The organism is Isoptericola sp. NPDC060185 (assembly GCF_042728595.1).
Taxonomy (GTDB): domain Bacteria; phylum Actinomycetota; class Actinomycetes; order Actinomycetales; family Cellulomonadaceae; genus Isoptericola.
In genome coordinates this window covers 1-22,304 of sequence record NZ_JBHWYY010000009.1, presented here as the reverse complement: position 1 = coordinate 22,304, position 22,304 = coordinate 1, and the positions used below count along the sequence as shown (strand labels likewise).

The following is a 22,304-nucleotide window of genomic DNA, read 5'->3' as shown; positions in this document are numbered from 1 at the left end:
TGGTCGCATGAACGGCGCTGCGGCGCCCGCCCAGCACGTCAGGGCCGCCGGATGCGCAGGATGGTCGTGTCCTCGACGACGTCGATCGTCCGCCCCACCAGAATCTCCGGTTCCGCCGTCTTGAACGCGCGCAGTACCTTGCGGGCGGGCTCCAGCTCGCGCTCGACGTTCCGCCCCTTGAGGACGACCATGGCGCCACCCCGCCGCACCAGCGGGAGGCTCATCCGCGCCAGCTTGCCAAGGGCCGCGACCGCACGGGAGGTCACCACGTCGACCTCGAACGCGTCGTGGTACTCCTCGGCCCTCCCCCGCTTGACCTGCACATTCGTGAGCCCGAGGTCCTCAACGACCTCTTCGAGCCACGCCGTCCGTCGTTCCATCGGCTCGATTAGGGAGAACTCGACGTCCGGGCTCTGGATCGCGAGGATGATGCCGGGTAGTCCGGCCCCCGAGCCGATGTCGGCGACCGACCTGGCGTCCCCGAGGTACGGCGTGACCGCCGCGGAGTTCAGGATGTGGCGCTCCCACAGCCGCGCGACCTCGCGGGGACCGATGAGCCCGCGCAGCTCGCCCTCGGCGCGCAGGTTCGCCGCGAACTGCGCGACGAGCTCGTACCGGTCACCGAAGTAGTCGCGGACGGCATCGCTCCGTCCGAGCTCCTCGTCGCGCACGTCGTCGGCGGCATCGTCCGTCACGTCGTCCGTCATCCTCCGCACCTTTCGTTTCAGTCCACTCATGACGAGAGCCCGTCGTTTCACGTGAAACAACGGGCTCTCGAGGTCCACATCAGGAAGCGGGCGTCGCTCCGGGATCGACAGCCGGCTGCACCACGACGTACCGCGACGGCTCCACGCCACGCGAGTCGCTCACGAGACCGGCGGCAGCGACGGCATCGTGCACCACCTTGCGCTCGAAGGCGTTCAGGGGGTCGAGCTCGACCTCCTCACCCGACTCCCGCACCCGCTGGACGGCCGACTCGGCCAGCGCCGTCAGCTCCTCCCGGCGGGCGGCGCGGAAGCCGCCGATGTCGAGCATGAGGCGGCTGCGCTCGCCCGTGCGGGCCTGCACGGCGAGCCGCGTCAGCTCCTGCAGGGCCTCGAGCACTTCGCCGTCCTGCCCCACGAGCGCCGACAGGTCCTCGCCCTCGTCGGCCACGACCTCGACCGCAGCGCGGTCGTGCTGGATGTCCAGGTCGATATCGCCGTCGAGATCCGCGATATCGAGGAGCTCCTCGAGGTAGTCCGCGGCGATCTCGCCCTCTTCCTCAAGGCGCGCCGTGCGCTCGGGCCCCTGGTCCACGGGAGTGTCCGTCGTCATCGGTGTCGATTCCTCTCGCTGCTCAGCGGCGCTTCTGGCGGTTCTTGCGCTTGGGCTGCTCACGCTGCCCCCGGGGCTGCTCGGGCTCCGGCTCCGGGGCGGCCTCGATGGCGCCCTTGGCGGCGGCCTTGCGAGCCTGCTTCTCCTTGAGGAGACGCTCGGCCTCCGACCCCGGCGCGGGCATCTTCTTGATCGTGTAGAACTGCTGGCCCATCGACCACAGGTTCGAGATGACCCAGTAGATGAGCACACCCACGGGGAAGTTGATGCCCGAGATCAGGAAGATCACCGGGAGGATGTAGAGCATCATCTTCTGCGTGCTCGCCATCGGCCCCTCGAGGGCGGCCTTCGGCATGTTCTTCATGGTCAGCTGGCGCTGGGTGAAGAACATGGTGGCGCTCATCAGCACGATGAGGCAGATGACGACGATCCGCGCCGTCGTCGAGTCCGTGGTGCGGAACACGTCGGAGAGCTGGGCCCCGAAGAGCTTGGAGTGCTCGATGTCCGCGGCGACGCGCTGGTCGATCGGGCCGATCGTCCGGTAGGAACCGTCCGCGATCGCCGACAGGTGGTTGAGCACCCGGAACAGCGCGAAGAAGATCGGCGACTGCAGCAGGATCGGCAGGCAGGACGCCATGGGGTTGGTGCCGTGCTTGCGGTACAGCTCCATCGTCTCGCGGCCCATGGCCTCGCGGGACGCCGGGTCCGTCTTGCCCTTGTACTTCTTCTGCACGGCCTGCAGCTCCGGCTGCATCATCTGCATGCCGCGCGAGGCCTTGATCTGTTTGAAGAACAGCGGGATCAGTGCGATACGGATGACGATCGTCAGCGCGACGATCGAGAACACCCAGGCCCAGCCCGGACCGTCCTGCATCCCGAGGGTCGTGAAGAGTGCGTGGGCCCCGTACATGATCCAGGCCACGACCCACTCGATGGGGTAGAGGATGGTATCCATCCCGATGTGTCTCCTCTGTCGGAAAAGTCTCTGCGGTCCCCGGCGGCGCGGTCCGGGATGGTCAGTGGCGAGCTGCGCCGCGGTGCTCGTGGGCCGGCGCGTCGACGGCGGTGTCGGCGTGCTTGCCACGAGCGGGCGGTACGTCGTCGACGCCGCCGAGGCTCCAGGGGTTGCATCGAAGGATGCGCCAGAGCGCGAGACCTGTCCCCCGCAGCGTGCCGTGCGTACGGATCGCGATGACCGCGTACTGCGAGCACGACGGGTAGTACTTGCAGGTGGGGCCTGTCAGCGGGGAAATCACCGACTGGTAGACCCGGATCACACCGATGAGGACTGCCGCGGGCAGGTTCCTCAGCGCGTCCCGCCCGCGCCCGACCGTCGAGGCGGTCACGACGCTCTCCGGGCGCGCGCAAGGGCCCGGTCCAGGCTGCCCGCGAGGTCGCTGTCGAGCTCGGCGTACGTGGCGGAGCTCGAGGCGGGGAGCGCCCGCACGACGAGGCGCGAGCCGGCGGGGAGCGACTCGAGGTGCTCCGCGGCGGCGTGCCGCAGGCGGCGCTTCACCTGGTTACGGTGCACGGCGTTCCCCACGGCCTTGGATACGACAAGACCGACCTGTGTCGGCGCAGGGCTCGCGACACCAGAAACACCGGCCGTCGGGCCGGTGTCGGGGTCGACGAGGAGATGCACCACCACGGTCGATCGTCCTGCACGCGTGCCGCGGCGCACCGCCCGTTCGAAGTCGACGGAACGGCGCATTCGGTGCGCCGCGGGCAACATGCGTCAGGCAGAGAGCTCGGCGCGACCCTTGCGCCGACGGTTCGCCAGGATGGCGCGGCCGGCACGGGTGCGCATGCGCAGCCGGAAGCCGTGGGTCTTGGCACGACGACGGTTGTTCGGCTGGAAGGTCCGCTTGCTCACGAGGTACTCCAAGAAACGTCGGGGAGGCACACCGTCAGTTCCTCGACGATGCAGGTCTGTTCTCAGTCGTCGCACGCGTACAGGACGTGGAGGCGTCGACCGGGCCGACCCGAGGACCGGCAGCCCAGTTGTGGGCGCGCGAAAGGACCTGGAACGGCTGTCCGACGTTACGCCGTGCGGGCCCCTCAGGTCAAACCCGCCCGGGGGCGTCCCGCCGCGCCCGGTGGCTACGATGTGGAGGACCTCACGCACCACGGCGCGACGTCGCGCCTCCCGCCCCGGTACGGTCGTCACCCACAGCATTGTCCACAGGTTCCACAGCATGTGGACAACGCTGTGGACGGAGTCTGGGCGTGGCAGACTCGCGACCCGCTGCCCATCCAGAACGACAGAAGGACGACGCCCGTGGCCCAGCCGGACGAGAACATCACCGATGTCTGGGCACACACGCTCGCCACCCTCGAGGCACGGCCGGACATGTCCGCCCGGCAGCTCGCCTTCATCAAGCTGGCGAAGCCGATGGCCATCCTCGAGGACACCGTCTTCATCGCCGTCCCGCACGAGCAGACCCGCGCCTACCTCGAGACCAGCGTCCGCGACCAGCTCGTGTCCGCGATGGCGTCGACGCTCGGTCGCGACATCCGGTTCGGGATCACCGTCGACCCCGAGCTGAGCAGCGACACCCTCACCGGCCCCTCCCAGGACTACTCCGCTCCCCCGGAGCCGGGTGTCCCGGACGAGCCCGAGGCGCCGCCGCTCCCGCCGAGCCCGAAGCAGTCTGCCGAGCCGACCCGGCTCAACCCGAAGTACATCTTCGAGACGTTCGTCATCGGGTCGTCCAACCGGTTCGCCCACGCTGCGGCGGTCGCGGTGGCCGAGGCCCCGGCGAAGGCCTACAACCCCCTGTTCATCTACGGCGATTCGGGGCTGGGCAAGACCCACCTGCTGCACGCCATCGGGCACTACGCGCACAACCTCTATCCCCACGTGCGCGTGCGGTACGTGAACTCCGAGGAGTTCACCAACGACTTCATCAACAGCATCGGCGAGGGCCGCGCGGGGGCGTTCCAGCGCCGCTACCGCGACGTCGACGTCCTCCTCATCGACGACATCCAGTTCCTGCAGGGCAAGGAACAGACGATGGAGGAGTTCTTCCACACCTTCAACGCGCTGCACAACGCGGACAAGCAGGTCGTCATCACGTCCGACGTCCCGCCCAAGCAGCTCAACGGGTTCGAGGACCGGCTGCGGTCCCGCTTCGAGTGGGGCCTCATCACGGACGTGCAGCCCCCGGACCTCGAGACCCGGATCGCGATCCTGCGCAAGAAGGCGGCGAGCGAGCGTCTCGACGTGCCGGCGGAGGTCCTCAGCTACATCGGCTCGCGCATCTCGACGAACATCCGCGAGCTGGAGGGGGCCCTCATCCGGGTCACCGCGTTCGCGAACCTCAACCGCCAGCAGGTGGACCTCGCCCTCGCGGAGATCGTCCTCAAGGACCTCATCACCGACGACGACACGGCGGAGATCACCCCGTCGATGGTGATCGCCCAGACGGCGGCGTACTTCGGCCTCACGATCGACGACCTGTGCGGCTCCTCCCGCTCCCGCGTCCTCGTCACGGCGCGGCAGATCGCCATGTACCTGTGCCGCGAGCTCACCGACCTGTCCCTGCCCAAGATCGGCCAGCAGTTCGGCGGCCGCGACCACACCACGGTCATGCACGCGAACAAGAAGATCGCCGGGCAGATGGCGGAGCGACGCTCCACCTACAACCAGGTGACTGAGCTCACCAGCCGCATCAAGCAGCAGCACCGCGGCTGACCGTCCACGCTCCTCGCGGGCCCGACCACGCTCTTCACAGGGTGTGGGACCGGGCCCGCAGGCGTTTCTCCACATCACCGCCCACAGGCTCGGCCGCACCAGACCGCCGATCCGTCGTCATCGTCCCCATCCCTGTGGAGGGACATCGTGGACAACTGGGCGTTATCCCCAGGCAGCGCGATGCACACCTGTGGACAAAGCTGTGGACGCATGTGGACCAACAGTCCAAATCGGTGGACGACGACACCCTGATCGGTGGACGGCTGTGGGTATCGAATCGGTCGCCCACAGGCACAAGTCGTCGTCCACAGACTTGCCCCCACGGCCTCCACATGCCTGATGTGCCTCTGACCTGCGGAAACATCGCTCGTCCCCAGAATCCACAACCCCTATGACGATGACTAACGTCTGATCATCAAGAAATTCCCCACACCTTCATCAGGCCGGCCGGCGTTGCGCACCCGCCCACAGCACAGGTCCTCCGCGCGAGTGCCGAAGAGGCCCCGTCTCGCGTAGGGTTTGGCTCGGACGACGAGGCAGGTCGGATCACGTCGGCGGGCCCCCACCGGGTCACGACGGAACCCTCGACCGCCCATCGATCGGCGACAAGTCGACAACGCGAGGAGTGGGATGAAGTTCCGGGTTGAGCGTGACGTCCTGGCCGAGGCCGTGACCTGGACGGCGCGCACCCTCCCCACGCGCCCTCCGGCACCCGTGCTGGCGGGCGTCCGCATCGAGGTGGACACGGCGGGCACGATCTGGCTGTCCAGCTTCGACTACGAGGTCTCCGCGCGCGCCGAGATCCCCGCGGAGGTCTCCGAGCCGGGCACCGTGCTGGTCTCCGGCCGCCTCCTCGCCGAGATCTCCCGCGCCCTGCCGAACAAGCCCGTCGACGTCACGCTCGAGGGGACCAAGGTCGTGCTGACCTGCGGTGCCTCGCGCTTCACGCTGCTGACGATGCCCGTCGAGGACTACCCGACGCTGCCGCAGATGCCGGAGCTCTCCGGCACCGTCACCGGCGACGCGCTCACGCACGCCGTCGCGCAGGTGAGCGTCGCCGCGAGCCGCGACGACACCCTCCCGCTGCTCACGGGCGTGCGGATGGAGATCGAGGGCGAGCGCATCACCCTCATCGCCACCGACCGCTACCGCCTGGCGCTGCGCGAGCTGACCTGGACGCCGGCCACCCCCGGCTACTCCGCGGTCGCCCTCGTGCGCGCCCGCACGCTCACCGACGTCGCGAAGTCTCTCGGCGGGGGCGGCGGGCTCGTCAACGTGGGCCTCTCCACGGGCCAGGGCGTGGACCTCATCGGGTTCGAGGCGGGCGGCCGCCACACGACGTCGCAGCTCGTGGACGGCGACTACCCGCCCGTGCGCCGACTGTTCCCGGACGCGACACCGATCCACGCCGTCGTCGCCACCGCGCCCCTGATCGAGGCCGCCAAGCGCGTCTCCCTCGTCGCCGAGCGCAACACCCCGATCCGGCTGTCCTTCACGGACGGCCAGGTGGTGCTGGACGCCGGGCAGGGCGACGACGCGCAGGCGTCGGAGGCCCTCGAGGCCGTCCTGGTCGGCGAGGACATCCAGGTCGCGTTCAACCCGCAGTTCCTGCTCGACGGGCTCGGCGCGCTCGGCACCGACTTCGTCCGGCTCTCCTTCACCCACCCGAACAAGCCGGTGGAGTTCACCGGCCAGGAGTCGCTCGACGGTGAGGACTCGTCGGAGTACCGCTACCTGCTCGTGCCCATCCGGTTCGCCGGCTGACGGGCGCCAGCCCTCTCGCCCGCACCCTCGTCTCGCCCCACCCCCGGAGGTACCCATGGTCAGCCACATCGGACTCGTCGGTCTGGGCAAGATGGGCAACAACATGCGCGAGCGTCTGCGCCGCGGCGGCATCGAGGTCACGGGGTACGACCCGCGGCCCGAGGTGTCCGACGTGGCGTCGCTCGCGGACCTCGTGGCCGCCCTGCCCGCCGACCGGCGCGTGGTGTGGGTGATGGTGCCGGCCGGCGACCCGACCCGGGGCGTCGTCCAGGAGCTCGGCACGCTGCTCGGCGAGGGTGACGTCGTCGTCGAGGGCGGCAACTCCCACTACCCGGAGGACCAGGCGCGCGCGGCGGAGCTCGCCGAGCGCGGCGTGGGCTACGTCGACGTCGGCGTCTCCGGCGGTGTCTGGGGCCTCGAGAACGGCTACGGCCTCATGTGCGGCGGCGACGCGGCGCACGTCGAGGCGCTCATGCCGGTCTTCGACGCGCTGCGCCCCGAGGGGCCGCGCGAGGAGGGCTTCGTGCACGCGGGCGCGGTCGGCGCGGGGCACTTCGCGAAGATGGTGCACAACGGCATCGAGTACGGCCTCATGCAGGCCTACGCCGAGGGCTACGAGCTCCTCGCCGCCAAGAAGGACATCGTGACGGACGTCCACGGCACCATGAAGGCGTGGATGCGCGGCACGGTCGTGCGGTCGTGGCTGCTGGACCTCATGGTCAAGGCCCTCGAGGAGGACCCGGCGCTGGCCGCCATCGACGACTGGGTCGACGACTCGGGCGAGGGCCGCTGGACCGTCGACGAGGCGATCGACAACGCGGTGCCGCTGCCCGTGATCTCCGCGGCGCTGTTCGCCCGGTTCGCGTCCCGGCAGGAGGAGTCGCCCGCGATGAAGGCCGTGGCCGCGCTGCGCCAGCAGTTCGGCGGGCACGCGGTCAAGCCGGCCCAGTGACCCGGCCGGTCGCCGGCCGTCGAGATCGCTGATGTACGTCTCGCACCTGTCCCTGCTGGACTTCCGGTCGTACGCCGCGGTCGACGTCGAGCTCGAGCCCGGCCCCAACGCGTTCGTGGGCCGCAACGGGCAGGGCAAGACCAACCTGGTGGAGGCCATCGGGTACGTCGCGACGCTGGGCAGCCACCGGGTCGCGAACGACACGCCGCTGATCCGCGCCGGAGCCGAGCGGGCGGTGGTCCGCACGAGGATCGTGCGGGGCGAGCGGGCGTCGACCGTCGAGCTGGAGATCACCGCAGGCAAGGCGAACCGGGCCCGGGTTAACCGCGGCCAGCTGGGCCGGGCGCGCGACGTCCTGGGGATCCTGCGCACGGTGCTGTTCGCGCCGGAAGACCTGGCCCTCGTCAAGGGTGATCCCGACGGCCGCCGTCGGTTCCTGGACCAGCTCGTGGTGCAGCTCCTCCCCCGTGCCGCGGGGCTCCTGAGCGACTACGAGCGGGTGGTGCGGCAGCGGTCCGCGCTTCTCAAGTCGCTGCGCGGCGTCCGCAGGTCCGGGGGCGGGGCTGTGGACACCGGCACGCTCGAGGTGTGGGACGCCCGCGCCGCCCAGCTGGGCGGGCAGGTCCTCGCGATGCGGCTGGCCCTCGTGGAGGCGATGCGTCCCCACGTCGCCGCGGCGTACGAGCAGGTCAGCGACGCGGACGGCGACGCCGAGCTTGCGTACCGCTCGAGCGTCCCCGAGGCGGGCGACGGCACCGGCTCGCTCCCGACGGCGGCGGACCTGGAGAAGGCGATGCTCGCGGCGATGGCCGACGCTCACCCGCAGGAGCTCGAGCGCGGGGTGAGCCTGGTAGGCCCGCACCGCGACGACCTGGTGCTCACCCTGGGCGGGCTGCCCGCCAAGGGATACGCCAGCCACGGCGAGTCGTGGTCGTTCGCGCTGGCACTGCGGTTGGCGTCGTACCGCCTGCTCGGTGGTGGTGACGACCCGGAGCACGTGCCCGACTCCGCGTTCTGGGACCCGGATCTCGACACCGACGCCGACCCGGTGCTCATCCTCGACGACGTGTTCGCGGAGCTGGACGTGCGCCGTCGCGAGCGGCTCGCGGAGCTGGTCGCGCCGGCGCGGCAGGTGCTCGTGACCGCGGCGGTGCCCGGCGACGTGCCCGAGGGGCTCCTGGGCGCCCGGTTCGAGGTGACGCCCGGCGAGGTGCGTCGTGCGGGCTGAGGACGACCCTGTGGACGACGACCCCGACGACGGCCCGTCCACCCCTCGTGCCCGTCCCGACGCAGACCCGCGCCCCGTCGTCGACCGCACGGAGCTCACGCCACCGTCGGCCGTGGCCCGCGAGGCATTGAACAGGGCGAAGGCCGCCGCACGCGCGAAGGGCCTGCGTCCCGGTTCGCCGGCTCGCCGCTCCCCGCTCGCGGAACCTCGGATGTCGGGCCAGGGGCCCGGCGCGCGCGACCCGCAGCTGCTGTCGGAGGTGGTGGGCCGCCTCATGCGCGACAAGGGCTGGACGGCGGACGTCTCCGTGGGGGGTGTCATCGGCCGGTGGCGGGAGGTCGTGGGCGACCAGGTCGCGGACCACTGCCAGCCGGAGACGTTCGAGCAGAAGGTCCTCGTGGTGCGCGCGGACTCGACGGCGTGGGCGACGCAGGTGCGGCTCCTCGTCCCCACCCTGTTGCGCCGTCTGGCCGAAGAGGTGGGCGAGGGTGTGGTCGAGCAGGTCACGGTGCTGGGCCCGGCAGGTCCGGGCTTCCGTCGCGGGCGACGGTCCGTGCGCGGGCCGGGCCCACGGGACACGTTCGGCTGATTCCGGGCGCGGCGCATCGGCCTCGCCGGCAGGCGGGAGCCGGGCAGACCGCCCTGAGGGCGTGCACCCCGCAGGATGTGGACGGGGCTGGGGAAAAGCCTGTGGACAACGAGTCGCGACGAGGGTCGCCGCCCGCCTGTGGACAACGTGTGCGGAACTTCTCCCCAACGGCGTCAATCCGCCGTTTCCTTGCCTCCGGCAGGTAGACTGGGACGGTCATTCCGGGTCGTGGTCCGACCTCTCTCGCACGGCTCGGTCGGGTGCGTGCCCGGAACCTGAGCGCCGCGTCGCCCGCAACACCGCACGATGCGCCGGCGCGTGCACGACGACCGAGGAGCAGCTCCGCCTGTGGCAGACCGAACCGACACCCCCCGTCCTGATGCTGTCGCCGCCGACGGAGCCACCGGACCGGGGAGCGGGTACGACGCCGGCAACATCACCGTCCTGGAAGGCCTGGAGGCCGTCCGCAAGCGCCCGGGCATGTACATCGGCTCCACCGGTGAACGCGGCCTGCACCACCTGGTGTACGAGATTGTGGACAACTCTGTGGACGAGGCCCTGGCCGGCCACGCCGACAGCGTCGAGGTGACCCTCCTGGACGACGGCGGCGTCCGCGTCCGCGACAACGGCCGCGGCATCCCCGTGGCGATGCACCCCACGGAGGGCAAGCCCACGCTCGAGGTCGTCATGACGATCCTGCACGCGGGCGGCAAGTTCGGCGGCGGCGGGTACGCCGTCTCCGGCGGTCTGCACGGCGTGGGCATGTCCGTCGTCAACGCGCTGTCCACGCGGTTCGTCTCCGAGGTGAAGCGGGACGGCTACCACTGGCAGCAGGAGTACCGCGACGGCGGCGAGCCGGTCACCGAGGTGCAGCGGTTGGAGCCCCTCGCCGACGGCGAGGCCACGGGGACCACGCAGACCTTCTGGGCCGACGGGTCGATCTTCGAGACCACCGACTACGACTTCGAGACGCTGCGCTCGCGCTTCCAGCAGTACGCCTTCCTCAACAAGGGCCTGCAGATCACGCTGCGCGACGAGCGTGCCGGCCATGCCGTGGCGGACGACGAGGTGGCCGGCAAGCCCGCCGCCGACGACGGCGTCACGGCTGCCGACGGCACCACGGACCCGATGGCCGCGAACCCCGTCCGCACGGTCACCTATCGCTACGACAACGGCCTCACGGACTACGTGGCGCACATCAACGCCGCCAAGAAGTCCGAGCTCGTCCACCCCGAGATCATCGACGTGGAGGCGGAGGACACCGAGCGCAAGATCTCGGTGGAGATCGCGATGCAGTGGACCACCTCGTACAGCGAGTCGGTGCACACCTTCGCGAACACCATCTCGACCACCGAGGGCGGCACGCACGAGGAGGGCTTCCGCGCGGCGCTCACCACCCTGGTGAACAGCTACGCGCGCGACAAGCAGATCATCAAGGAGAAGGACGACAACCTCACGGGTGACGACATCCGCGAGGGCCTCACCGCCGTCATCTCCGTGAAGCTCGGCGAGCCCCAGTTCGAGGGCCAGACGAAGACGAAGCTCGGCAACACCGAGGCGAAGACGTTCGTGCAGCGCGTGGTCCGCGAGAAGCTCGTGGACTGGTTCGACGCGCACCCCACCGAGGCGCGCGACGTCATCCGCAAGGCGATCCAGGCGTCGCAGGCCCGCATCGCGGCCCGCAAGGCTCGCGAGGCCACGCGCCGCAAGGGGATCCTCAGCTCGGGCGGGATGCCCGGCAAGCTCAAGGACTGCCAGTCCAACCGGGCCGAGGACTGCGAGGTCTACATCGTCGAGGGCGACTCGGCCGGCGGTTCGGCCGTCCGCGGTCGTAACCCGCACAACCAGGCGATCCTGCCGCTGCGCGGCAAGATCCTGAACGTCGAGCGGGCCCGCCTCGACAAGGCGCTCTCCAACCAGGAGATCCAGTCCCTGATCACGGCGTTCGGCACGGGCATCGGCGAGGACTTCGACATCTCGAAGCTCCGGTACCACAAGATCGTGCTCATGGCCGACGCCGACGTCGACGGCCAGCACATCTGCACCCTGCTGCTCACGCTGCTGTTCCGGTACATGCGCCCGCTCATCGAGCACGGCCACGTGTACCTCGCGCAGCCGCCGCTGTACCGGCTCAAGTGGTCGAACGCGCCGCACGACTACGTGTACTCGGACCGCGAGCGGGACGCCTTCCTCAAGGAGGGGATCGCCGCCGGCAAGCGGATCCCCAAGGAGAACGGCATCCAGCGGTACAAGGGCCTCGGCGAGATGGACTACACCGAGCTCTGGGACACCACGATGGACCCCGAGCACCGCACGCTGCTGCAGGTCACCATGGACGACGCGGCCGCGGCCGACGAGATCTTCTCGGTGCTCATGGGCGAGGACGTCGAGTCCCGCCGCAGCTTCATCCAGCGCAACGCCAAGGACGTCCGATTCCTCGACATCTAGCGGGTCCGACAGCGTCGTACAGATAGTGCGACTGCTGTTGTACATCGAGCTCGAGGACACGGAACCCGCGCCCCGGCGGCGCAGGACAGGAAGAAGGTAGACGGTGACGGACGAGACCCCCGGTCCCGACATGACGGACGGCGCCCCGGACGACGAGGCGCTCGAGACGACGGACGGCCAGGTCGCCGTGCAGCACGGCCGCATCGACCAGGTCGACCTGCAGCTGGAGATGCAGCGCAGCTACCTCGACTACGCGATGAGCGTCATCGTCGGGCGGGCGCTGCCGGACGTGCGGGACGGCCTCAAGCCGGTGCACCGCCGCGTGCTCTACGCGATGTACGACGGCGGATATCGCCCCGACCGCGCGTACTCCAAGTGCTCGCGCGTCGTCGGCGACGTCATGGGCAAGTTCCACCCGCACGGTGACACGGCGATCTACGACACGCTCGTGCGCCTCGTGCAGGACTGGGTGCTGCGCTACCCGCTCGTCGCCGGCCAGGGCAACTTCGGCTCCCCGGGCAATGACCCGGCCGCCGCCCCGCGGTACACGGAGTGCCGCATGGCCCCGCTGGCCATGGAGATGGTCCGGGACATCGAGAAGAACACCGTCGACTTCCAGGACAACTACGACGGCCGCACGCAGGAGCCTGTCGTCCTGCCCGCCCGCTTCCCGAACCTGCTCGTCAACGGCTCCGCCGGCATCGCGGTGGGTATGGCGACGAACATCCCGCCGCACAACCTGCGCGAGGTGGCGGAGGGCGTGCGCTGGCACCTGGCGAACCCCGACGCGTCGCGCGAGGAGCTCCTCGCCGCGCTCATGCTGCGCATCAAGGGGCCGGACTTCCCGACCGGCGCCACCATCCTCGGGACCAAGGGGATCGAGGAGGCGTACCGCACCGGGCGCGGTTCCATCACGATGCGCGCCGTGGTGAACGTCGAGGAGATCCAGAACCGGATCTGCCTCGTCATCACGGAGCTGCCCTACCAGGTCAACCCGGACAACCTGGCGTCGAAGATCGCCGACCTCGTCAACGACGGCAAGCTCGCCGGCATCGCCGACATCCGGGACGAGACGTCGGGCCGCACCGGCCAGCGCCTCGTCATCGTGCTCAAGCGCGACGCCATCGCCAAGGTCGTGCTGAACAACCTGTACAAGCACACGCCGCTGCAGTTCAGCTTCGGCGCGAACATGGTGGCGCTCGTCGACGACGTGCCCCGCACGCTCAGCCTCGACGCCTTCGTGCGGCACTGGACCACGCACCAGATCGAGGTCGTGCGCCGCCGTACCGAGTACCTGCTGGCCGAGGCCGAGCGTCAGATCCACATCCTGCGCGGCTACCTCAAGGCGCTCGACGCGCTCGACGAGGTCATCGCACTCATCCGCCGCTCCCCCGACGTCGAGCAGGCGCGCTCCGGCCTGATGGAGCTGCTCGACGTGGACGAGCAGCAGGCCAACGCGATCCTCGCCCTCCAGCTGCGCCGTCTGGCCGCGCTGGAGCGTCAGAAGATCATCGACGAGCACGACGGGCTGCAGCGCGAGATCGAGGACTACAAGGACATCCTCGCGAAGCCGGAGCGGCAGCGGACGATCGTGCAGGACGAGCTCGACGACATCGTCGAGCGCTACGGCGACGACCGCCGCACCACGATCCTGCCCTTCGACGGCGACATGTCGGTCGAGGACCTCATCCCCGAGGAGGAGGTCGTCGTCACCATCACGCGCGGCGGGTACGCCAAGCGCACGCGGTCCGACAGCTACCGGGCGCAGCGCCGCGGCGGCAAGGGCGTGCGCGGCGCCGCCCTGCGCGAGGACGACATCGTCGAGCACTTCTTCGTGACGACGACGCACCACTGGCTGCTGTTCTTCACGAACCTCGGCCGCGTCTACCGCGCCAAGGGCTACGAGCTGCCCGAGGGCGGCAGGGACGCCAAGGGCCAGCACGTGGCGAACATGCTGGCGTTCCAGCCGGGCGAGCGCATCGCCCAGGTTCTGGACCTGCCCGACTACGAGGCCGCGGACTACCTGGTCCTCGCGACCCGCCGCGGCCTGGTGAAGAAGACCCGCCTCGGCGAGTACAACTCGCCGCGCTCGGGCGGGCTCATCGCCATCAACCTCCGTGAGGACGAGCAGGGAAACCCCGACGAGCTCGTCGCGGCCCGCCTGGTCAACGCGGACGACCACCTCATCCTCGTGTCGCGCAAGGGCCAGTCGATCCGGTTCCCCGCCGACGACGACACGCTGCGTCCCCTGGGCCGCGCCACGTCGGGCGTCACCGGCATGAAGTTCCGCGAGGACGACGAGCTGCTCAACGCGGACGTCGTGACGCCGGGCACCGACCTGTTCGTCGTGACCGAGGGCGGTTTCGCCAAGCGCACCGCGGTCGGCGAGTACCGGGTCCAGGGCCGGGCCGGCTTCGGCATCAAGGTCGCCAACCTGGTCGAGGCTCGTGGAGACCTCGTGGGGGCCCTGGTGACAGACCCGGACGACGAGGTGCTGGTCATCATGGAGCGTGGCAAGATCGTGCGCTCGGCGGTCGCGGAGGTGAACCTCACCGGCCGGACCACGCAGGGCGTGACCTTCGCCAAGCCGGACCGCGGCGACCGCATCATCGCGGTGGCCCGGAACGTCGAGCGTCGTGCTGACGACGAGTCGGTTAGCGTGGACGAGCAGGCCGCCGACGAGCCGACCACGAGCGGGGACGAGGACTGATGACGGAGAACCATGCGTCGACCAGGGCGTCGTCGGCGCCTCCCGTGCGGGGGCCCGAGATCGACGACGCCACGCACCGTCGTGCCCCCGTCCCCCCGCCTCCGCCCGCGCCGGGCTCCACGTCCCGTGGCGTGACGGTGGGTGGCGCGGCCGCGCAGCGCGGCGGCTCGACCGCGGCCCCGGCGTCGTTCCAGACGACGCAGGAGCAGGCGGCCGTGCCGGCGCCTGCCCCCGAGGCTCCCGCCGCCCCGGCCACCTCCCCGCAGCCCGCGTCGCCCGTCAAGGAGGGCGCGGTCAAGGCCGCGGCCGCCGCGCTCGCCGCGGCGCGCAGCGCCGCGAAGAAGGTCCAGTCGGTCATGCCGGACGGCGCCGCCAAGGAGCAGGAGCCCACGGGGAGCGCCTCCGCCCCGGCGGCGAAGCCCGAGCAGGCCGAGCCGCGCCCGGAGATGCACTACTCCGCCGGCGGGGTGCACGGCACCGCCGCGCCGACCGCGGCACCCGCCGCGGCGTCGCCGATGGTCGGGGCCGCGGCGGGCACCGGGCCCCGTCGCGTGCGCCTGTCGGTCTCGCGGGTCGATCCGTGGTCGATCATGAAGCTCGCGTTCCTGCTCTCCGTCGCGATCGGCTTCATCACCGTCGTCGCCACGATGGTCGTCTGGTACGTGCTCAACGACATGGGCACGTTCGCGACGATCCAGGCCTTCATGAGCGACACGATCGGCCCGCAGGCCGTGAACCTCATGCAGTTCGTGAAGTTCGACCGCGTCGTGTCGCTGTCGGTGCTGATCGCCATCGTCAACGTCGTCCTCATGACGGCGCTGACCACGATCATGGCGATCCTGTACAACATCACGGCCGCGCTCGTCGGCGGCGTGCACCTCACGCTCACGGACGAGTGACCCCCGCGCCGGCCGGGACCGACGTCACACCACGTGAGGGCGCTCCCGGTTTGGGCCGGGGACACCGCGTACGGTAATGTTCCGTGCTGCACGCGCTCCCGCTGGGAGCGCGCTCGGGGCTATAGCTCAGACGGTTAGAGCGCTTCCCTGATAAGGAAGAGGTCGGAGGTTCAAGTCCTCCTAGCCCCACTCCAGGCCACACCAGGCCCGGGCCCGACACGCACGGCCTGGCGGTCGTGACGAGGAGGCAGATGATGAAGAAGCTGTTCGTCCTCCTGCTCGCGCTCGGCGCGGGCTACCTGGTCTGGCGCCGGCTCAACGAGGACACGGCAGACCGGGACCTGTGGTCCGAGGTCACCGACACCATCGACTGAGCCTCTCCCCGTTGCCCGCCCCGCGGGTCGCCCGGGGCCATGGCGCAATTGGTAGCGCACCTGCTTTGCAAGCAGGGGGTTAGGGGTTCGAGTCCCCTTGGCTCCACTCTCGGCAGAAGGCCGCCCACCCGAGCTCCTCGGGTGGGCGGCCTTCGGCGTACCCGCCGGGTCAGTCCCCCGGGCCGTCGACGTGCTCGAGCAGGTCGCCCGGCTGGCAGCCGAGCTCACGGCAGACGGCGTCGAGGGTGGCGAGCCGGACCGCCTTCGCTTTGCCGGTCTTGAGGATGGACAGGTTCGCCACGGTCATGCCGACACGGTCGGCCAGCTCCGTGAGCGTCATCCGTCGCTCGAGGAGCATCCGGTCCAGCCGGACGACGATCGCCATCAGACCGTCAGCCTGCGCTCGTCCTCGATCTCCGCGCCGTGGCGGAAGATCTCCGCGACCAGGAGCACCAGGCCGCCCAGGGCGAGCTGGACGAAGCTCACGCCGCCGGGGTAGCCCTGGGTGCCCACCGGTTCGAGGAACGGCTCGCCCCATCCCACGAAGTGGAGCCCCCCGAGCTGGTGCGCGCCGGTGAAGTGGTCCAACGCCGGCGCGAGGACGGCGGCCGCGATGGTCAGCCAGCCCAGGGCGCGCAGGAGACGCACCGTGCGGGCGCTGAACGCGTCCCCCGCGGCCGCGGCCGCGAGAAGTCGCCACAGCAGGGCGAGCCAGGTGGCGATCACGGCCCCGACGATCACCTTCTTGACGACCTGGGCGGCCACCCAGGGGTTCCAGCCGACGTCGGAGGTCGCCAGGCGGATCTCACCAGAGAGCACCGCCTCCGTGCCTCGGAGGCGGGAGTCCTGTGAGACGACGCCGTGGTCGTAGCGTTCGTCCCCGCCGTCCTGGATCATCTTGTAGCAGAAGTCACCGTCCGGGTACTCGTTCGGCTTGAGGCTCGTGACGTCGAACTCCTGGCAGACAGGCGACGCCGTGACCACCTGGACCGCGAGCGTGTCCCGAAAGTGCAGCGGCCCGAGGCTGACGTCAGCCGGGTAGTCGGCGCGGCCCGTGAGCGCAAGGACGCCGAGCACTCCCGCCGTGACGGTCATCGCGGCGGTGAGGACGGCGGCCACGAGGGCGAGCCAGGCTCCGATCCGAAACAGGCGTCGCGCCATGACAGTGGTGTCCTCTCGGGCGTCATCGACCACGGGGTCATATCGAGACGCGATACTTCCATATCGAGTTGCGATATGTCACTACCTCGGGTCCTGGCCATCCACGACGAAGGCCCCCGCCGTGCCGGCGGGGGCCTTCGTGTCCGGTGCGGTGCCGTCCGGGACGGCGTGGGGTCAGGCCTTGTCGCCCTCGCCCTCGCCGGCGTCGCCGTCCTTCTTGGCGGCGGACCGCGTGCGGTTGGTGGCCTTCTTCGCGGCGTCGGCGGCCTTGTCCTTGGCCTTGTCCACGGCCTCGGAGACGTCCTCGCCAAGCTCGGCGGCCTTCTCGCCGGCGCGCTCGGCGGCCTCGCGGCCCTTCGCGACGGCGTGCCCGGCGGCCTCGCCCACGGCCTCGGCCGCGTCGCCGACGGCGTGCCGGGCGTCCCGGGCGGCGCCGTCGAAGTCGGGGCCGGACTGCTGCTCCCACGGCTCGGCCCACGGGTCGTTCTGCGGCTGGGCACGACGCCAGAAGGCGTACCCGGCCACGGCGGCGCCGGCGAGGGCGAGGAACCAGAAGATCCCCTTGCCCTTGCCGGAGGACTTCTCGGCCTCCTTGGCCGCCTTCTCGGCGGCGGCCTGAGCCTTGGCCGCCTCCTTGGCCGCCTTCTTCGCGGCCTTCTTGCCCGCGCGGCCGGCCTTCTCCGCGGCGTCGCGCGCGGCGTCGGCGGCTGCGGCGCCCGCGGCGCCGGCCGCCTCGCCCGCACGGGTCGCGGCATCGTTGAAGGCGGCGACGACGCGCGGCAGGTACTCGTCGACGATCTTGTCGTGCGCCGTGTCGACCAGGGGGCCGGCCTTGTCGGCCGCCTTCTCGATCCGCGGGGCGGCGGCGAGGACGCTCTCGCGCCACGCCTTCTCGGCCCGCGGGACGAGCCACTCCAGGAAGTTGTCGACCCGTGGCTCCGCCCATTCCTTGGCCTGACCGGCAGCGTCCTTGGCGCCGCCCGCAGCCCGGGCACCGACGTCGACCAGCACGGCGGCGGCCTCCGTCGCGGAGCCCTTGAGCTTCTCCGTGTCGATCTCGTTGATCTTGTCGCTCACCTTGGCGGCGAGCTTCTCGGCCTGGTCCTTGGCACTGTCCTTGGCGTTGTCGCCCGCGTTCTTTCGCACCATGGACCCACTGTGCCACCAGGTGCCCTGGCCTGCAGCGCTACGCGCGAGCCGCGTCGTGAGGGTGCGGGAGAGGAGGGGTGAGAGGATGAGGACATGTTCGCAACCCTCCACACCTCCGCCGGTGACATCCGCATCGAGCTGCTGCCGAACCACGCGCCCAAGACCGTCGCGAACTTCGTCGGGCTGGCCAAGGGCACCACGACGTGGACGGACCCGGCCACGGGCGCCGAGCGCAACGACCCCCTGTACGACGGCGTGATCTTCCACCGCGTCATCGACAACTTCATGATCCAGGGCGGGGACCCGCTGGGCACCGGCACCGGTGGCCCCGGCTACACCTTCGACGACGAGATCCACCCGGAGCTCCAGTTCGACGGCAAGTACATCCTCGCGATGGCGAACGCCGGCAAGCGCCGCAACCCCGTCACGGGCGCCGTCGAGGGCACCAACGGCTCGCAGTTCTTCATCACCACGGCCGCGACCCCGTGGCTCAACGGCAAGCACAGCATCTTCGGCAAGGTGGCCGACGACGAGTCGCGCGCCGTCGTCGACGAGATCGGCAACACCCCGACGCGTCCCGGCGACCGCCCCGTCACCGACATCGTCATCAACAGCGTCACCATCGAGGACTGAGCAGGCCTCACCGCCGCCTCATCGCCGCCTGACCGACACCAGGTCGAGCGGTCGGGGCCAAGACTCTCGGCGCAGTTGTATCCCTCCCGAAGTGGAGCGCCCCCTGGGGCGCGTGAACGCGACTGCGCCGAGAGTCTTGGCCCCGACCGCGCTACGGACTCCTGGAGGGCCGACCTATCTCTACGACACCCCCCGCCCCGCAGTCCGGGCAGCCCGCCGGGGCGCCGCCGGTGTGCCCGCGGCACCCGGACCGGGTCTCGTACGTGCGCTGCCAGCGCTGCGGCCGTCCGACGTGCCCCGAGTGCCAGCGCCCGGCCGCCGTCGGGATCCAGTGCGTCGACTGCGTGAACCAGGCCGCGCGCTCGGCGCCCAGCACCCGCACGATGTTCGGCGGCACGGTGCGGGGAGGCCGGCCGGTCGTCACGCTGACGATCGTGGGGCTCTGCGCCGTCAGCTGGGTGCTGCAGCTCGTCACGGGCGGGGACTGGACGCAGCGGTGGGCGTTCGCCCCCGCGGTCGGGCTCGACGAGCCCTGGCGGTTCCTCACCGCGGCGTTCCTGCACTCGCGGAGCCCGCTGCACATCCTGTTCAACATGTACGCGCTGTGGCTGGTGGGCCCGTTCCTCGAGCAGGCGTTCGGCCGGGCGCGCTACGTCGCGCTGTACGCGCTGTCCGCGATCGCCGGGTCGGTGGGCTACCTGCTGCTGGCCGACCCGGCGGGCGCCTCCTGGTACACCGCCGTGGTGGGGGCGTCGGGCGCCGTCTTCGGGCTGTTCGGCGCGATCATCCCGGTGCTGCGGCGCACGGGCCGCAGCGCGACGCAGATCCTCGTGCTGATCGCCATCAACATGGCGATCCCCTTCGTCTTCCCGGGGATGCACGTCGCATGGCAGGCCCACCTGGGCGGGCTCGTCGTCGGGCTGGCGTTGGGCGCAGGTTTCGCCTTCGCACCGCGCGAGCGGCACGCGCTGGTGGCCTGGCTGCTCCCGACCGGGGTCGCCATCGTCCTCGTCGCCGCGACGGTCTGGAAGTACGCCTCGGTGGGCTGGCTCTAGCCGTTCTCACCGGGCCTTGCCCACAGGGTTGTCCACAGGTGTGGAACGAACTACACCCGTGGAAGTCCTCAGCGCCAGCGCGTGGTGAGCCCGAAGCCGCCGATGATCAGCACGAAGCCGACGGCGAGGTTCCATCCCTTGAGCGCCGGGATCGGCAGCCCCATCCCGGGAGCCGTCAGGTAGTACAGGACGATCCACGCGAGGCCGACGAGCATCAGGCCGAGCATCGTGGGCACGAGCCAGGGCGGGTTGCCCTGCGCCTTCGCCTTCGCGGGGGTCGCGGCCTGGTCGGCCGGGGCGCTCTTCTTCTTGCGGGACTTCGACTCGGGCACGGGGTGGGCTCCTGTCCGGACGGGCGGGTGCGGCGGTCGGAGGCCGGATGCCTGACACCGCCGGTGATTCTGTCGACTAGCGTAGTCGTCAGCAGGCTCGAGAAGGACAGCCGGGGACCGAGGTGTGTGGCGCGATGAACCGTCGACTGCGCGCGAGCGCGACCGTCGCGTGCGTCCTTGCCGCGTCCGGGCTCCTGTTCACGGCCAGCGCGCAGCTCGCAGACACCAAGGACGGCCGCGACCCGCAGGACCTCGCCGAGCTCGTCACCACCGAGTCGGACCGGGTCTCCGACCTCACCGACAGGATGAACGAGCTCGAGGCGGAGATCGACGACCTGGGGAAGAAGGCGGGCGCCGACCTGCCTACCCGCAGCGCCACCCTCGTCGCCGACGAGTCCGTCGTGACGGGCGCGCTCCCCGTGAGCGGCCCGGGGCTGCGGGTCGCGCTCGACGACGCGCCCGCGTCGAGCCAGTCCATCTCCGGCGCCCGGCCGGACGACCTCGTCGTGCACCAGCAGGACGTGCAGCACGTCATCAACGCCCTGTGGGCGGGCGGCGCCGAGGCGATGACGCTGCAGGGCGAGCGCGTGACGGCGACGTCCGCGTTCCGCTGCTCCGGCAACATCCTGCTGCTGCACGGCAAGGTGTTCTCCCCGCCGTACGTCATCGAGGCCGTCGGCGACCCGCAGGAGCTCCGCGCGTCCCTCGACGCCGACCCGGGCGTGGCGATCTACCAGCAGTACGTCGACTGGGTCGCCCTCGGGTGGTCGGTCAAGGACGCCGGCTCGCTGGAGCTGCCCGCGTACACCGGCAGCTCCGAGATGAAGTACGCCACGGTCCCCGCCGGGACGGACGTGTTCTCGTGACCCCTCGCCCCACCACCTGGAGCCCCCGATGACCAGCACCGCGCCCGGACCGCGCATCCTCGTGGTCGACAACTACGACTCGTTCGTCTACACGATCGTCGGCTACCTCGACCAGCTCGGGGCGCGCACCGTCGTGGTGCGCAACGACGCCGTGCCCGAGCCCGACGCCGACGGCGTCTTCCACGACGAGGACGGCGCGCCCTTCGACGGCGTCCTCGTCTCCCCCGGCCCCGGCACGCCGAAGGAGGCCGGGTCGTCGGAGGACGTCATCCGCGCCTGCGCGCGCTCGCGCACGCCGATGCTCGGGGTCTGCCTGGGGCACCAGGCCCTCGCCGAGGTGTACGGCGCCACCGTGGCACACGCGCCCGAGCTCATGCACGGCAAGACCAGCCTGGTGGAGCACGACGGCGAGGGCGTCCTCGAGGGGCTCGCCACGCCGTTCACGGCCACCCGCTACCACTCGCTCGCGGTGCTTCCCGAGACGGTGCCCGCCGAGCTCGAGGTGACCGGCGCGACCGCCGGTGGGGTCGTCATGGGCCTGCAGCACCGCGACCTGCCGCTGCACGGCGTGCAGTTCCACCCCGAGTCGGTGCTGACGGAGGGCGGGCACCGGCTGCTCGCCAACTGGCTCGAGGTCTGCGGCGAACGTCCGTCCGAGGCACTCGTCTCCGCGCTCGAGGCGGAGGTCGCCGCGCTGGTCACGCAGTGAGGCCGTGGGTGCGGTTGTCGGTGGCGGCGAGTCTGGACGGCTATATCGACGATGCGAGCGCGCAGCGTCTGCTGCTGTCGAACACGGCCGACTTCGACCGGGTCGACCAGATCCGTGCCGAATCCGACGCGATCCTGATCGGTGCGCACACGCTGCGCACCGACAACCCCCGCCTGCTGGTGAACAGCGCCGAGCGCCGGGCCGCTCGGGTGGCGGCGGGCGAACCGGAGTTCCCGGTGAAGGTGACCGTCACCGATTCCGGTGATCTCGATCCGGGGCTGCGCTTCTGGCACACCGGCGGCGACAAACTCGTCTACACCTCCGATGCGGGTGCCGGGAGGCTGGGCGACCGGCTCGACGGACTCGCCGTGGTGGTGAGCCTCGGCGAGCGTCTCGCGCTCCCGGCCCTCGTCGCCGACCTCGG

The 22,304-nt window shown here is 70.7% G+C and carries 24 protein-coding genes and 2 tRNA genes; 16 read left to right on the top strand and 10 right to left on the bottom strand.

Annotated elements, in window-relative coordinates; all coding sequences use genetic code 11:
• Window positions 1-38 precede the first annotated feature (38 nt).
• The 6 genes from rsmG to rpmH all read right to left on the bottom strand — a co-directional run bounded on the left by rsmG (window position 39) and on the right by rpmH (window position 3,190).
• Entirely contained in the window at window positions 39-707 is a 669-nt protein-coding gene (rsmG, locus tag ACFWDO_RS05510) for a 16S rRNA (guanine(527)-N(7))-methyltransferase RsmG (protein WP_380321059.1), read from the bottom strand.
• A gap of 79 nt (window positions 708-786) precedes the next feature.
• Window positions 787-1,317 (bottom strand): protein jag, encoded by a 531-nt coding sequence (locus ACFWDO_RS05505; RefSeq protein WP_380321056.1) that lies wholly within the window; start codon window positions 1,315-1,317, stop codon window positions 787-789.
• 22 nt (window positions 1,318-1,339) lie between these two features.
• Window positions 1,340-2,272, bottom strand: a complete 933-nt coding sequence (yidC, locus tag ACFWDO_RS05500) for a membrane protein insertase YidC (RefSeq protein WP_380321053.1) — start codon at window positions 2,270-2,272, stop codon at window positions 1,340-1,342.
• A gap of 61 nt (window positions 2,273-2,333) precedes the next feature.
• The gene (gene yidD, locus ACFWDO_RS05495; protein WP_380321050.1) at window positions 2,334-2,663 is read right to left on the bottom strand and encodes a membrane protein insertion efficiency factor YidD; all 330 of its coding nucleotides are present in this window, start codon (window positions 2,661-2,663) and stop codon (window positions 2,334-2,336) included.
• Window positions 2,660-3,049, bottom strand: coding sequence for a ribonuclease P protein component (rnpA, locus tag ACFWDO_RS05490; protein WP_380321047.1), 390 nt, complete (start codon window positions 3,047-3,049; stop codon window positions 2,660-2,662). Before rnpA ends, yidD begins: the two co-directional genes overlap by 4 nt.
• Before the next feature lie 3 nt (window positions 3,050-3,052).
• Window positions 3,053-3,190 carry a 50S ribosomal protein L34 gene (gene rpmH / locus ACFWDO_RS05485; RefSeq protein ID WP_013840089.1) on the bottom strand — a complete coding sequence of 46 codons (138 nt, stop codon included), beginning with the start codon at window positions 3,188-3,190 and terminating at the stop codon, window positions 3,053-3,055.
• A gap of 405 nt (window positions 3,191-3,595) precedes the next feature.
• Here rpmH and dnaA point away from each other — a divergent pair, with 405 nt between their 5' ends.
• The 11 genes from dnaA (at window position 3,596) to ACFWDO_RS05430 (ending at window position 16,081) form a co-directional block, all read left to right on the top strand.
• Window positions 3,596-5,011, top strand: coding sequence for a chromosomal replication initiator protein DnaA (gene dnaA, locus ACFWDO_RS05480; RefSeq protein ID WP_380321044.1), 1,416 nt, complete (start codon window positions 3,596-3,598; stop codon window positions 5,009-5,011).
• A 630-nt stretch (window positions 5,012-5,641) separates the two neighbouring features.
• On the top strand, window positions 5,642-6,775 hold the full coding sequence (gene dnaN / locus ACFWDO_RS05475; RefSeq protein WP_380321040.1) for a DNA polymerase III subunit beta: 1,134 nt from the start codon (window positions 5,642-5,644) through the stop codon (window positions 6,773-6,775).
• A gap of 55 nt (window positions 6,776-6,830) precedes the next feature.
• On the top strand, window positions 6,831-7,727 hold the full coding sequence (gnd, locus tag ACFWDO_RS05470; RefSeq protein ID WP_380321037.1) for a phosphogluconate dehydrogenase (NAD(+)-dependent, decarboxylating): 897 nt from the start codon (window positions 6,831-6,833) through the stop codon (window positions 7,725-7,727).
• A gap of 31 nt (window positions 7,728-7,758) precedes the next feature.
• Window positions 7,759-8,955 carry a DNA replication/repair protein RecF gene (gene recF, locus ACFWDO_RS05465; protein ID WP_380321034.1) on the top strand — a complete coding sequence of 399 codons (1,197 nt, stop codon included), beginning with the start codon at window positions 7,759-7,761 and terminating at the stop codon, window positions 8,953-8,955.
• Between the two features lie 112 nt (window positions 8,956-9,067).
• Window positions 9,068-9,544, top strand: a complete 477-nt coding sequence (locus ACFWDO_RS05460; RefSeq protein ID WP_380321068.1) for a DUF721 domain-containing protein — start codon at window positions 9,068-9,070, stop codon at window positions 9,542-9,544.
• Window positions 9,545-9,850: 306 nt separating this feature from the next.
• A complete protein-coding gene (gene gyrB / locus ACFWDO_RS05455; protein WP_380321030.1) occupies window positions 9,851-11,992 on the top strand; it encodes a DNA topoisomerase (ATP-hydrolyzing) subunit B in 2,142 nt (713 codons plus the stop codon).
• Window positions 11,993-12,095: 103 nt separating this feature from the next.
• Window positions 12,096-14,702: a DNA gyrase subunit A gene (gene gyrA, locus ACFWDO_RS05450; protein ID WP_380321027.1), complete on the top strand. Its 2,607-nt coding sequence runs from the start codon at window positions 12,096-12,098 to the stop codon at window positions 14,700-14,702.
• Complete coding sequence (locus tag ACFWDO_RS05445; RefSeq protein WP_380321024.1) at window positions 14,702-15,601, top strand: DUF3566 domain-containing protein; 900 nt, start codon at window positions 14,702-14,704, stop codon at window positions 15,599-15,601. The genes gyrA and ACFWDO_RS05445 overlap by 1 nt, the downstream gene beginning before the upstream one ends.
• 115 nt (window positions 15,602-15,716) lie before the next feature.
• A tRNA-Ile gene (locus tag ACFWDO_RS05440) sits at window positions 15,717-15,790 on the top strand.
• A gap of 65 nt (window positions 15,791-15,855) precedes the next feature.
• Entirely contained in the window at window positions 15,856-15,975 is a 120-nt protein-coding gene (locus tag ACFWDO_RS05435; RefSeq protein WP_380321021.1) for a DLW-39 family protein, read from the top strand.
• Between the two features lie 33 nt (window positions 15,976-16,008).
• Window positions 16,009-16,081 (top strand) — tRNA-Ala (locus tag ACFWDO_RS05430).
• Window positions 16,082-16,144: 63 nt separating this feature from the next.
• Here ACFWDO_RS05430 and ACFWDO_RS05425 read toward each other — a convergent pair.
• The 3 genes from ACFWDO_RS05425 to ACFWDO_RS05415 all read right to left on the bottom strand — a co-directional run bounded on the left by ACFWDO_RS05425 (window position 16,145) and on the right by ACFWDO_RS05415 (window position 18,285).
• Window positions 16,145-16,360 carry a helix-turn-helix domain-containing protein gene (locus tag ACFWDO_RS05425; RefSeq protein WP_380327036.1) on the bottom strand — a complete coding sequence of 72 codons (216 nt, stop codon included), beginning with the start codon at window positions 16,358-16,360 and terminating at the stop codon, window positions 16,145-16,147.
• On the bottom strand, window positions 16,360-17,136 hold the full coding sequence (locus tag ACFWDO_RS05420; RefSeq protein ID WP_380327033.1) for a DUF2975 domain-containing protein: 777 nt from the start codon (window positions 17,134-17,136) through the stop codon (window positions 16,360-16,362). Before ACFWDO_RS05420 ends, ACFWDO_RS05425 begins: the two co-directional genes overlap by 1 nt.
• Before the next feature lie 174 nt (window positions 17,137-17,310).
• Window positions 17,311-18,285, bottom strand: coding sequence for a hypothetical protein (locus ACFWDO_RS05415; protein ID WP_380327030.1), 975 nt, complete (start codon window positions 18,283-18,285; stop codon window positions 17,311-17,313).
• 93 nt (window positions 18,286-18,378) lie between these two features.
• On the opposite strand from ACFWDO_RS05415, the gene ACFWDO_RS05410 reads away from it, so the two are divergent.
• Both ACFWDO_RS05410 and ACFWDO_RS05405 read left to right on the top strand, forming a co-directional pair.
• The gene (locus ACFWDO_RS05410) at window positions 18,379-18,918 is read left to right on the top strand and encodes a peptidylprolyl isomerase (protein WP_380327027.1); all 540 of its coding nucleotides are present in this window, start codon (window positions 18,379-18,381) and stop codon (window positions 18,916-18,918) included.
• Window positions 18,919-19,262: 344 nt separating this feature from the next.
• A complete protein-coding gene (locus ACFWDO_RS05405) occupies window positions 19,263-19,973 on the top strand; it encodes a rhomboid family intramembrane serine protease (RefSeq protein ID WP_380327039.1) in 711 nt (236 codons plus the stop codon).
• A gap of 68 nt (window positions 19,974-20,041) precedes the next feature.
• On the opposite strand, the gene ACFWDO_RS05400 is transcribed toward ACFWDO_RS05405, so the two are convergent.
• A complete protein-coding gene (locus tag ACFWDO_RS05400) occupies window positions 20,042-20,305 on the bottom strand; it encodes a cell division protein CrgA (protein ID WP_380327042.1) in 264 nt (87 codons plus the stop codon).
• A 134-nt stretch (window positions 20,306-20,439) separates the two neighbouring features.
• Here ACFWDO_RS05400 and ACFWDO_RS05395 point away from each other — a divergent pair, with 134 nt between their 5' ends.
• From ACFWDO_RS05395 to ACFWDO_RS05385, 3 genes are all read left to right on the top strand, one after another.
• Window positions 20,440-21,171, top strand: coding sequence for a DUF881 domain-containing protein (locus tag ACFWDO_RS05395; RefSeq protein ID WP_380327045.1), 732 nt, complete (start codon window positions 20,440-20,442; stop codon window positions 21,169-21,171).
• Between the two features lie 28 nt (window positions 21,172-21,199).
• Window positions 21,200-21,880, top strand: a complete 681-nt coding sequence (locus tag ACFWDO_RS05390; protein WP_380346836.1) for an aminodeoxychorismate/anthranilate synthase component II — start codon at window positions 21,200-21,202, stop codon at window positions 21,878-21,880.
• A gap of 8 nt (window positions 21,881-21,888) precedes the next feature.
• Window positions 21,889-22,304 (top strand): RibD family protein (locus tag ACFWDO_RS05385; RefSeq protein WP_380346834.1); only part of this gene is annotated, 416 nt, incomplete at its 3' end.